We start from the raw sequence: 10,705 nt of genomic DNA, 5'->3' as shown, positions 1-10,705 counted from the left end.
GTGCACACTATTCACCGAAGCCCTTGAGTCTGAGATTTGTTCTGTCGCAAGACAAATCATCAGTCAAGGGCTTCGTTCATGATCAACTCGGGTCCCCGAGCACGACCTCAAACGTTAAAACTCAAGCCCGTGTTTTGAAAGTCGGTGTAGGCGGGTGTGTGCCCGCCCTCACCCGTGTCGGAGGTCCGGACCCTGAGACTTTTCGGTGAGCCGGACGGCCCAGCGGGGGGCCGCTAGCGTTGATGGCACCGATACGATTACTTGGCGACTTCGATGCTTGCGGAGCGCTCCGACCGGATGGGGGTAGCGGCGGTGGTAAGCGTATGGAACGTCCTGGACAAGGCACAGCGCCCGCAGTGGACGTTCACTCCGTTCGTGAACGTCGGGCCGCTGCAGTTCGGCATGAGTCCTCCGCAGGTTAGGGACGCCGTAGACGGAATCCTCACGACTCATGTCTCGAGGGGCTATCCCGGCAGAGAGTCCTGGATCCGGTTCGAACTTGCAGGGATCGAGCCGTTCAAGCCAGCGGTCACTACCTACTTCGACGACACTGTCGGGTTGGCATGTGTTGTGGTGAATGCTCTTGCCGGTCCGCAGGTGACGCTGGAGGGCATGCAACTGGTGGCGCAGGTGCCGTCCCAGCTGGAAGACCAGTTCCTCGAGTACGCCACGACGCAGAGCAAGGAGCCGCGCTATTCGCAGCAGGCAGACCCCGGCTCGGAATCGCTCGGAGTGGTGATTCGGGCGCAGCGGGCGGGTGATGCGGTGCTGACCCGGCCGGTGTTCGTGGCGCGGGAATGGGCCGAACACTGCTGCGATACCAGCGAGGGCCGCATCCCGCGCGAGGAATGGAACAGCTTCTGATGGTGATGTCCCTGTTCGGCGAACCGTCTGGCGCCGGGGCGTGGCATCGCGACGTATACGGTCGTCTGTGGAGCAGTCCGTCATCAAGTCAGTGTTTGAAAGTAGGTTGCGCTGAGGGCGTCACTGCGTGATGCCCTCAGCTGTGTGGTCCGGAAGGTGTTGTCTGCGTTGGCATGTCGGTGACCATGTGAAGCGAGGTCTCCGATAGATGGTTCAGCGACGAAGAAGAACCTGAATACCGGAGACCTCGTGTCCAGCGGATCGGTGACGAGGCGAGCGGATCTGACCGACGCCCAATGGACGCGGCTGGAACCGCTACTGCCTCGTGGCAAGAAGGCGGGCCGCCTGCCGAAATGGACGAAACGACAGCTCATCGACGGGATCCGATGGCGCACCCGATGCGGGACACCGTGGCGGGACGCGCCCGACTGTTACGGGCACTGGCAGACGGTGTACGGGCTGTTCCGCCGTTGGCAACGCGTGGGAGTGTGGGCGCTGGCGTTCTCGTGGTGGCTGGACGACCAAGACACACCTGGCCTGCGAGCAGGGGCGCAAGGTGTCGTCGATCGTGATCACCGCGGGTCAGCGCGGTGATAGCCCGCAGTTCACGGCCGTGCTCGACGGCATCGCGGTGCCGCGTCTCGGGACCGGGCGTCCGCGTACCCGGCCGGAGCGGGTGCGCGCCGACAAGCGCTTACAGCTCCCGCGCCAACCGCGCACACCTGCGCCAACGCGGGATCAAGGCGACGATCCCGATCAAGGCCGACCAGGCCGCACACCGGTCGGGTATAGCTCGATGGCGGCGGGCAGTACGACCACGGCGCGATTGTCGAGCCGGTGGACGATGGGCGGTCCCAGGCGGTGACGGGAGGACACGCCGTCTGCTCGCATCTTTTGCGACGCGGTGACGAAGTCCGCGCCGGAGCCTTGGAACCAGCTGAACTCGACGCGTGACTCGGGGGAGAAGCATCGGCTCATCACGTGCCACCAGCCGCGGTCGCGCGCCTCGCGTTCGGCCAGCGCCACCTGCGCCGCAGCGAATGTGTCACTGTCCTGACTGAACAGGGTCGTACTGTCGTGTACCTGCATCGCAAAGGGTTCCTTCCCGACTCGGAAGACTGTTTCACCCGCGGCGAACAGCGTACCGAACCGATGGAAGCGGGCCGGGGAGCAACGCTGAGACGACCTCGACGGGTCTGGCGTTCTTCGGAGCGGAATGAACTAGATGTTGTGTCTCATGACGTCGGTTCCACGATGTCGATCTCGAAGACGAGCTGTTCGGGTTCCAGCGGCAGGAAGGTTGGGACGGCTACCCCGGTGTCGGTGAGCCGGTAGATGCAGAGCGGGACGCGGCTGATCGGTGGCTTCGGTGTAGGCCAGCCGCGAATGGTCGTCGAGGGCGATGTGCAGGTAGGTGTAGCCGACCCGGCCTGTCCCGATCCGGTTCGTTTGGATGCCAAGCCGCCCGGGCATGGCTGTTGACCATGTTCGCGGGTTTCAGTGCCACAGCTGCTTCGACCAGTCACCCCGAGGGCGATAATCACGGCCATCGCCGACCTGCTTCATCCCGCCGGGAACGACGTCCCCATGGTATGGATACTGTTCCGTCACGCCGCCAGCAGGAACTCCAGGAAGCCGCCCTCGAACAGGTCCCACTCCCGCATCGAGTCGAACTTGGCGGCGACCGGCCACCGGTCCGGGTCCGGGCCGCGCATCAGCCAGAAGAACTGGTCGGCGTTCCAGTTGTTGCCCCACTTCAAAAGCCCGCCCTCGGCCGGGAACAGCGGATACGGGCACTCGTCGTAGTCCTCGCGTTGGTAGGCCTGGGCCAGCATGGCGCAGTATCCGTAGGGATCCGTCGTGGCGTACAGGAATCCCTCGAAACCCGGCGGCTCCCCGATCTGGGGACTGAGCGCTGCTGATGGTGTGTAGATGTGCAGCTCGTCGCTGATGCTCACCATCCCGTACCGGTCAACGAACGCCCGGTAGTCCGCGGGCAGCTGGAAACCGATCACCTCGCGCCCGAGCTCCCACGGAACCGGGACCACTCCGCCCACCGGCGGCGGCACGATCACCAAGCCGAGCCGGTCCAGCATGTCCTCGATGTTCATGTCCGCTCCCATCAGCGGTCCATTCTCGCCGGAGGCTATCCATTTCCCAGAGTTGGAAGCTCATGCTGGCATCGGACACCAGCCACCGGGCAACCGTGTCCCCCAACACCGTGGAACCAACCTCATGAGATGGCACAACTAGAGGACCTTATCGAGCAGCTCGGATGCGGGATCATTCAGCGGTACATGAATGTCGTACAGCGACATGGAACGTCCTCTCTAACTATCCACATGCCGCGCTGACCGAAACGGCCAGCGCGGATTCGAAAGATCAGCGGGCACAGCCGGTGTAGACCATGCTGGGTGTTCGGTCGCCGAGCGCCTGGTGCGGTCTGATCGTGTTGTAGATGATCCGGAACCGGTGAACCTCCATGTCCAGCGCGTCACCATCAGCGATCGAGCCCCGGAAGAGATGCTCGTATTTCAAGGTGCCGAAGAACCGCTCGATCACGCCGTTGGTCTGGGGCGAGCGCACCCAGGTGCGGACATGCCGCAGTAGCGGGTCCGGTCCGGTGAACGCGGTCTTGAACACCTCCCCGCGGAAGCACGGCCCGTTATCCGACACCACCGCGATCGGCGAAGGTGCCATGCCGAGCACTTCCCCGACCGGCCCGAGCACCTCGGCCCGTCCACGATCGGTACGCAGGTCAGCCAGTGATGCGCTCAGCTTCGGCAATGGCGAGCCGCAGGCATACCAACGCGTCAGCGCCGCGTGCTGTCGGGGTCACAGTGACGGCGAGGCAGTATTTCGTGGCGTAGTCGATCACCGCGCAGATCCGCCAGATCCCGCCACCCATCGTCTCGAATTCGCTGAAGTCGGTCTGCCACACCCGATTACGGTGCGTCGGTGGATCGCGAAACACCTTGCGCCGCAGCATCGCCCACGACTTGCGGTCGGCCCGAAACCCCGTGGGCAGCAACAACCCACGCCGCCGCAACGCCCGCTCCACAGTCGAGGTGGATACCTCGTAGCCGTCGGCGCGCATCAATCTGCGATCTTGCGATGGCCCCATGCCGGCCACGCCTCGGCGTACTTCGCCGCGATGGCCTCGAACCGCTCGACCTTCGGCGAAGGCCACGGACCTCGCGGCGGCTCCCCGTCACGGAGCCGCGCCAGGTCGTCGCCGATAGGTACGCTCCGGAATGCCGGTCAGTCGAGCGAACCTCGAAACCGGCAGTCGGACTGCCGCTCTCAGGGCTTCGAGGTCAACAAAGGGACCTGATCCACCAAGGCCGCGCCGTGCTGCCAAACCCGCAGCTGCACCGTAGCTTCAGCCAGCGCCAGCTTCAGCTGCTCGTTCTCCATCCGCAACCGCCGCTGCTCCGGCGGACCCTGCACCCCGGCGCGACCGGAAGGAATCTCATCCAGCGCCTTGGCTCCAGCCTCCAGGAACGCCTGCTTCCACTTGCCCACCGAGGCCGTACTCACCCCGCGCCGCCGGGCGGCCTCCGCGGCGCTCATCTCCCCGGCCAGTACCGACAACACCACCCGCACCTTGTCCTCGACTGGAATCTTCGACCGTCGCGACCGTGTCACGGGAAGGCTCCTTCCTGACTCGATGTGCCCGGAGCGTAAACCGAGCAACCCTGCCAGAAAGTTTGACGCACGAGAGAAGCAATCGAGTTGTGGCCGGTCTTCCAAGGGTCGAGTGCGCTAACGAAGCACACTACGTTGTCAGCTACCGGGGCAGCGGGTTCGGCGTGCGCAATCGTGGCCGTCGACGCAGTGATTGCGCACGCCACGATGGCGGCTCTGATAGCGAGCTTCATGAGTTCCTCCATCAGGAGTAGGAACGGCCCAATCCCTTGTGGGGGTCGGGCCGTCTTTTGGTGTTGGGGGTGAATGCCCGGCCGGACCGGGCTACCGGACCGGGCTTCCCCTACCCGCGCGCCCGACTCGAGTTGGGCGTCAGTGGGATATCTGGCCCCGACGCGCGAGAAGCTTTCTCGGTGAGGCGGATCGCCTCGCGGACTAGAGCAGCAAAGTGCGAATCACCGTGGCTGGGCGAATCCAGCGGGGAGGTTCGCTGAGGCTGCGAGGCTCGCCCAAGGATTCGGTGACCGCGTCGTCTACGACACCGTTGTCGGCCCGACGAACGTAAAGCTGTACCAGATATGCGCCGAAGTCGACCTCGGTAACCCGGAGAAAGCTGTCGAGATTTCTCGTGGTACCCGCCTGCCAACGTCGATGGCGATGGAGCGGCAGACCTACTTCTGGTTGGACACGGCACGAGCACACCTGCTGAGAAGCAGATGCCGGTTGGAGCAGGGGGAATGGACGTTTGGACGTGGCGCTCATGTAGCTGCCATGCTCCTCGACTCAAGACGAACCGACCTCGCCGAGTCTACGTTCTCGCATTCACCCGGCGTCCGGTTCGCGCGTCATCTGCTCGCCGAACAGGGTGTCATATCGAGTTCGGGCCCGTCGACGGAGGAGACCTCCAGCGAGGGCGGTCACCGAACTGCGTCGCCCAGGTGCTCGACGGCATACGCTCGCACCTCGTCACGGACTCCGTCGACGTCCCACGCCGCCGCGTTGAGTAGCCGCTGCATCCCGTGCGGTGTCAGATCACCCGTGGCCTCAGCCAACGTCCACCCGTTTTTCCCCACCAACGGCGCCAACAGGCCCCGCACATGCGCTCGCGCCCGCAATCGCGGCTCCACCCGATGAAGCCTCGCCGCCACCCGCGCGAACAACTCCTCCAGACCAGCCGTCCACGCAGCCAGATCCTCATCAACCATAACGAAAACTTATGCTACCCAACAACATCACGAAATGATGCTGGAGCACTAGCCCAATATGAAGTCGTATTCCGTTCCACCACTTAGTCTTTCGCCACATCCACTCCCTACGCACCTGATTCCGACGCAGAGACTGGATCATCGAGGCATCGTCAACGGCGTGAAACGTAAAGTCGCCCAAGGACTCCGGAAACTTTCGTACTATCGGTCGACATTCCGAAATGAGTCGAGGACGGTTTCCGATGACGAACAATGAGCGGTCGTTGATCGAACGCGCGCAGCGTGTGGCCGAAGAGGTGCTGTATCCGGACGCGGCGGCGGTCGATCTGGACGGCGTGGTGCCCGCCCGGCACTGGGAAGCACTGGCCGCGGAAGGGCTCTACGGCGTGGCGGTGGCCGGGCTCGAGCTGTCCGACATCGCGCGGATCATCGAAGTGCTCGCCGGTGGCTGCCTGTCGACGGCGTTCATCTGGTTGCAGCATCACTCGGCGGTGCGCAGCCTGGCAAACACCGCGAACGCGGACCTGCGCGAGAGCTTCCTCGCCGACCTGGTAAGCGGTCGCAAGCGTGCGGGCGCGGCATTCACGGGCGCGATCGTGCAACCGGCGAAACTGTGGGCGACTCGGATCGACGGCGGATATCTGCTGACCGGTGACGCGCTGTTTGCCAGCGGATGGGGAGTCGTGGACCTGCTACAGGTGGCGGCGCGGGAGAAAACCGCGGACGCTGCGGACACGGTGGTCTCGGGCCTGATCGAAGCCACGGCCGCCGAGACTTTGTCGGCCACTCCGGTCGGCCTGGTCGCGGGCCAGGCCACCGCGACGGTACGGCTGCGGTTCGACAACCACCTGCTACCCGACGACCGGGTGAGCGGCGTGGCAGCCCTCAGCGATTTCTGCACCGCCCAGACCATCGGCTCGCGACTCAACGGTGCGGTGGCTTGTGGGATAGCCGAGCGGGCGATCGACCTGCTCGAACAGATCTCCGCGGTTCCCGCATCGCTGCTGCGCGAGCAATGGCACAGCGTACAAGCCGGATTGGACAACGCACCCGATCCGGACATGCTGCAGAAAGCGCGAGCGGTCGCGCTGCGGTCCGCGGCTACATTGGTCGCAGCGAGCGGATCGGCGGCGCTCGGGACCGGGCATCCCGCGCAACGGCTGATGCGCGAGGCCACGTTCACGCTGGTCGCAACGACCCTCCCGGAAACACGCGCACTACTGGTCGACGGGCTCGCCCACGGCTGAACCCGCTCGGGCCGAAGCCGGTGCCGCACCACGATGTCGCAGGTGGGCGGGCCGAGCCGTGTGCCGGGCCGGGTGGTGCGTTCGAGGGCCGCCACGAAAGCCGGCGACCGCTCAGCCCCGGGGTAGCACCTGCACGATCCGCGTGATCCGCGCCCCCGCGGCACACCTTCTCGATCTTCGCGGCGAGCGCGTCATGGTCGAACTCCTCGGCCCGCCCGCCCACGCTGATGGACACGACCACCGTGCCGTCTCGCCCAGATGTATGAGGCCGTGACGTTGGTGACGCCACCGCGGAGTCGGGATGGTGGTGGCCGGTCTCCGGCGGTCGAATCTGGTCGAATGTGGTCGATGATAGTTGTAGTGAACGTTCCAGATTTCGAGGGCGTGTGATCGTGGTGTTCGGAGGTCCATTCGCGGGCGTAGCGGTAGGTGCACGACGCACACGAGATTCCACTCTGGGCCGCGAGTGGCAGGATCGGTGCTATGCCCGGGGCAGCGCCGCGACGGATTCGCGAAAAGAGTTCCCGAGTGATGTCGATTCCGGCCGTGGCCGTTCGATGCAGTGGAGTGAGGATCGGACGATCCTGACGACGACGAGCAAAGGATGCCGCTATGCGATACATGATGCTGATCCGCCTCGATAGGTCCACCGCTCCCGCGGAGATGCCGGACGACGCGATGATGGAAGCCATCGGCAAGGTGATCGAAGACATGACCAAGGCGGGGGCGCTGCTTGACACCGCCGGGCTGCGCCCGATCGCCGAGGCGACGCGGGTCGCACTGTCCGGCGGCAAGCTCACCGTGCTGGACGGACCGTTCACCGAGTCCAAGGAGGTTGTCGGCGGATACTGCCTGCTGCAGGCCAAGTCGAAGGCGGAAGCGGTGGAATGGTCGTCGCGCTTCTTGGAGGCTCATGGACCGGACTGGGAGGTCGACGTCGAAATTCGACAGCTCGACGAGCCCGCCTGATCGAAGCCGACACCGATGAGTCGTGAGCAGCCGTCCCAACAGCACCCGGGTCGCGCCGTCGAGGCGGTGTGGCGGATGGAGTGGCCGCGCCTGGTCGCGGGCCTGACCCGCATTGTCGGCGATATCGACACCGCGGAAGAGCTGGCCCAGGACGCGCTGGTCGCCGCGTTGGAGCAGTGGCCACGCGACGGGGTGCCGCCGAATCCGGGCGGCTGGCTCATGCTCACCGCGAAGCATCGGGCGATCGATCTGATCCGGCGCAATCAGACCTTCGCGCGCAAGGTCGCGCTGCTCGGTCGCGAACTCGCGACCGAGCAGCAGGCGCAGCCGGGACTGTCGGTGGCGCTGGATCCGGACCTGGCGATCGAGGACGATCTGCTGCGGATGATCTTCACCGCCTGCCATCCGGTGCTGTCGTCGCAGGCGCGCGTCGCCTTGACGCTGCGCCTGGTCGGCAGCCTGACCACCGAGGAAATCGCGCGGGCGTTCGTGGTCCCGGAATCAACTGTCGCCCAACGCATCGTGCGCGCCAAGCGGACGATCGCCGCACGCCACGTTCCGTATGCGGTGCCACACGGTGCCGAGCTGGCCGGCCGCCTCGACTCCGTGCTCGAGGTCATCTACCTGATCTTCAACGAGGGATACGCGGCAACCGCGGGCGAGGATTGGCTGCGCGCCGAGCTGTGCGAAGACGCGCTGCGGTTGGCACGAATGCTCGCCACGCTGATGCCGGAAGAGGCGGAAGCGCACGGTCTCGTCGCGCTGCTGGAGCTACAGGCCTCGCGCTCGCGGGCTCGCATCGGTCCGGCGAAAACCCTTGTCCTCCTGGCAGATCAGGAACGATCCCGCTGGGACCAGCTGCTGATCCGCCGCGGCTTCGCCGCGCTTGCTCGCGCGCACGCGATCGACAGGAACCGCGGCCTGCCACCGGGCCGCTACACCCTGCAGGCGGCCATCGCCGCGGTGCACGCCATGGCGCCCACCGCCGAACAGACCGATTGGCGACGCATCGCAGGCCTGTATGCGGTTCTCGCCGAACGGTTCCCCTCCCCCATCATCGAACTGAATCGGGCAGTGGCGGTGAGCAAGGTGCACGGCCCCGCCGCCGGACTCGAACTCGTGGACGCACTGGTCGCAGCCGGTGTGCTCGACAGCTACCATCTGCTGCCCGCCGTCCGGGGCGACCTGCTCGTGCACCTCGGCCGAAACCACGAGGCCCGCGCCGAATTCGCCCGCGCCGCAACGCTGACCGACAATGATGCCGAGCGGGCGTTCTTGCTCGACCGAGTGGCGGAGTGCGAACGGGCATCGAGCGAAGCGCCATCGCGTCGTCGTCCGCAGCGATGAAGCAAGGAGTATCAAGCCGGCCGTGGCGACAACAGACAGCGCGAAACCGGCCTGCACGGCCAGCTCGCAAGCAGTCCGAGAACCGCCGCGCACAACGCGGGCGACGCCCGTTTCCTGCGACCGGTGACCAGTGCCAACAAGGTGATTGCGCCCATCGCACCGGCCCGCAACACACTGGGATCCGGCCTCGCCAGCACAATGAACGTGAGCAACGCCGCCGCTGCGACCATCGCGGCAAGACGTGGACCGAGGGTGAGGGCACGCACTGCGAGCAGGACTACCGAGAGCAGAATGGTGAAGTTCGCACCGCTCACGGTTGGTTTGGGATATGTCTCAATCCAGCCGCTCTCGACAGGTTCACGAATTCGCTGTCTTGTGCATCGCGCAAGCCCACCGACCTTGTCGAGGCGGTCGCGCCCTGGTTGCACAGGTCATCCTTGACACCACCTACCGGGGAATCTGGGCACCGCCCTTGATCTGAAGATGTTGGTGCAGACGAGTTTTGACGTCACCGTGGTCGGATGGTGGTAGGTTGCGGCGCAACGTTCTGTGTGCTCGCTGCAAAGGCCAGGGCCTGTCTTGTAGGAGCCGTCGTTGCCGCCTCGTCAGTCCAAGGTGGCTGTATGCCGCTATCCGGCGGGATTCACGAGCGCGGATGTCGGGGCGGGGGGCTCGGATTCGTCGTAAACGAGCTCGAGTTCGAAACCCTGGCCGTCGACCAGGTGCAGTGCCCGCCCGGTGTCGGTCCGCTCCTGCCAGCCGGCTGTGAGTGCCACCGAACGCAATTCGGCGCCCTGTGCCGGCCCGGAGGTCCGCAGCGCCAAGTGGTTGATCCCGGCCCGGAGCCGGTCGTGGCCACCTGGCCGGAGCGCGGGCGACTGCTCGATCACCACATAGCTGCCGCCCAGCCGCCAGCTGCGGCCGTTCGCCCAACGCTGGAACGGTGTGCAGCCGAGGGCGGTCAGTACCGGCCCCCACTGTTGTTCGGCGAGGGCCAAGTCGTCCATCCATAACTCGACGTGGTGGACCAGCGGCCGATCATTCGTCGCAGCATGCACGCATACATTTTTAGCGCTACTCCGCGTGGACTTTTCCTCGCCCCCGACATCCTGCTCGCATTTCTGCAACCACCAACCGCTCGACCCCGCCAGCCGAGAAGGCTCACCAGCCATCCGAAGTGGCGTCATTTTTCGTCTGCACAAATCACCACTCAAGGCACCAAGTGACGCTCAAATTCACTAACCCGCCTCGGAATTCACCTGTCCAACCACGCACCGCTGCTGCGGATCGACCAGCACCTCGCGAACTTGGTTGGGTGGCGTGCATGACCGACGCACGCTCGGCTCACCGCACACACGAATGCTCGTGCGGTGCCGTCGTCTTCATACCACCTTGTGATGACAGCTGCGACCACGAAGCCGCCGC

At 65.2% G+C, this 10,705-nt stretch carries 12 protein-coding genes and 3 pseudogenes; 5 read left to right on the top strand and 10 right to left on the bottom strand.

Annotated features, from left to right (window positions below):
• The first annotated feature begins 261 nt into the window (after nucleotides 1-261).
• Both ACLMAL_RS12660 and ACLMAL_RS12655 read left to right on the top strand, forming a co-directional pair.
• On the top strand, nucleotides 262-864 hold the full coding sequence (locus ACLMAL_RS12660) for a hypothetical protein (protein WP_411999238.1): 603 nt from the start codon (nucleotides 262-264) through the stop codon (nucleotides 862-864).
• A 249-nt stretch (nucleotides 865-1,113) separates the two neighbouring features.
• Nucleotides 1,114-1,458: a transposase gene (locus ACLMAL_RS12655; protein WP_411999237.1), complete on the top strand. Its 345-nt coding sequence runs from the start codon at nucleotides 1,114-1,116 to the stop codon at nucleotides 1,456-1,458.
• A gap of 162 nt (nucleotides 1,459-1,620) precedes the next feature.
• Here ACLMAL_RS12655 and ACLMAL_RS12650 read toward each other — a convergent pair whose 3' ends face one another.
• The 7 genes and pseudogenes from ACLMAL_RS12650 to ACLMAL_RS12620 all read right to left on the bottom strand — a co-directional run bounded on the left by ACLMAL_RS12650 (nucleotide 1,621) and on the right by ACLMAL_RS12620 (nucleotide 5,717).
• A complete protein-coding gene (locus ACLMAL_RS12650) occupies nucleotides 1,621-1,953 on the bottom strand; it encodes a hypothetical protein (RefSeq protein ID WP_411999236.1) in 333 nt (110 codons plus the stop codon).
• A gap of 258 nt (nucleotides 1,954-2,211) precedes the next feature.
• Nucleotides 2,212-2,328 (bottom strand): annotated as a pseudogene (locus ACLMAL_RS12645) (IS481 family transposase); the annotation flags it as partial.
• A 143-nt stretch (nucleotides 2,329-2,471) separates the two neighbouring features.
• On the bottom strand, nucleotides 2,472-2,975 hold the full coding sequence (locus ACLMAL_RS12640) for a hypothetical protein (protein WP_411999235.1): 504 nt from the start codon (nucleotides 2,973-2,975) through the stop codon (nucleotides 2,472-2,474).
• Between the two features lie 271 nt (nucleotides 2,976-3,246).
• Complete coding sequence (locus tag ACLMAL_RS12635; RefSeq protein ID WP_411999234.1) at nucleotides 3,247-3,564, bottom strand: integrase core domain-containing protein; 318 nt, start codon at nucleotides 3,562-3,564, stop codon at nucleotides 3,247-3,249.
• A gap of 58 nt (nucleotides 3,565-3,622) precedes the next feature.
• Complete coding sequence (locus ACLMAL_RS12630) at nucleotides 3,623-3,988, bottom strand: hypothetical protein (protein WP_411999233.1); 366 nt, start codon at nucleotides 3,986-3,988, stop codon at nucleotides 3,623-3,625.
• Nucleotides 3,989-4,167: 179 nt separating this feature from the next.
• Nucleotides 4,168-4,512, bottom strand: coding sequence for a transposase (locus ACLMAL_RS12625; protein WP_411999232.1), 345 nt, complete (start codon nucleotides 4,510-4,512; stop codon nucleotides 4,168-4,170).
• 917 nt (nucleotides 4,513-5,429) lie between these two features.
• Nucleotides 5,430-5,717: a hypothetical protein gene (locus ACLMAL_RS12620; RefSeq protein WP_411999231.1), complete on the bottom strand. Its 288-nt coding sequence runs from the start codon at nucleotides 5,715-5,717 to the stop codon at nucleotides 5,430-5,432.
• Between the two features lie 242 nt (nucleotides 5,718-5,959).
• Here ACLMAL_RS12620 and ACLMAL_RS12615 point away from each other — a divergent pair, with 242 nt between their 5' ends.
• Nucleotides 5,960-6,964 (top strand): acyl-CoA dehydrogenase family protein, encoded by a 1,005-nt coding sequence (locus tag ACLMAL_RS12615; protein WP_411999230.1) that lies wholly within the window; start codon nucleotides 5,960-5,962, stop codon nucleotides 6,962-6,964.
• 260 nt (nucleotides 6,965-7,224) lie between these two features.
• Here the strand turns inward: ACLMAL_RS12615 and ACLMAL_RS12610 are convergent.
• Nucleotides 7,225-7,392, bottom strand: a pseudogene (locus tag ACLMAL_RS12610) (IS481 family transposase); the annotation flags it as partial.
• Nucleotides 7,393-7,576: 184 nt separating this feature from the next.
• On the opposite strand from ACLMAL_RS12610, the gene ACLMAL_RS12605 reads away from it, so the two are divergent.
• Both ACLMAL_RS12605 and ACLMAL_RS12600 read left to right on the top strand, forming a co-directional pair.
• Nucleotides 7,577-7,933, top strand: a complete 357-nt coding sequence (locus ACLMAL_RS12605; RefSeq protein ID WP_411999229.1) for a YciI family protein — start codon at nucleotides 7,577-7,579, stop codon at nucleotides 7,931-7,933.
• A 15-nt stretch (nucleotides 7,934-7,948) separates the two neighbouring features.
• The gene (locus tag ACLMAL_RS12600; RefSeq protein ID WP_411999228.1) at nucleotides 7,949-9,280 is read left to right on the top strand and encodes an RNA polymerase sigma factor; all 1,332 of its coding nucleotides are present in this window, start codon (nucleotides 7,949-7,951) and stop codon (nucleotides 9,278-9,280) included.
• On the opposite strand, the pseudogene ACLMAL_RS12595 reads toward ACLMAL_RS12600, so the two are convergent.
• Together ACLMAL_RS12595 and ACLMAL_RS12590 are read right to left on the bottom strand one after the other, a co-directional pair.
• A pseudogene (locus ACLMAL_RS12595) lies at nucleotides 9,281-9,594 on the bottom strand (ComEC/Rec2 family competence protein); the annotation flags it as partial.
• A 315-nt stretch (nucleotides 9,595-9,909) separates the two neighbouring features.
• Nucleotides 9,910-10,338: a glyoxalase gene (locus ACLMAL_RS12590; RefSeq protein WP_411999227.1), complete on the bottom strand. Its 429-nt coding sequence runs from the start codon at nucleotides 10,336-10,338 to the stop codon at nucleotides 9,910-9,912.
• Nucleotides 10,339-10,705 lie beyond the last annotated feature (367 nt).

The organism is Nocardia sp. CWNU-33 (assembly GCF_046764895.1).
Taxonomy (GTDB): Bacteria; Actinomycetota; Actinomycetes; order Mycobacteriales; family Mycobacteriaceae; genus Nocardia.
The sequence above is the reverse complement of the archived record's forward strand: the minus strand, read 5'-3'. Positions and strand labels throughout refer to the sequence as shown.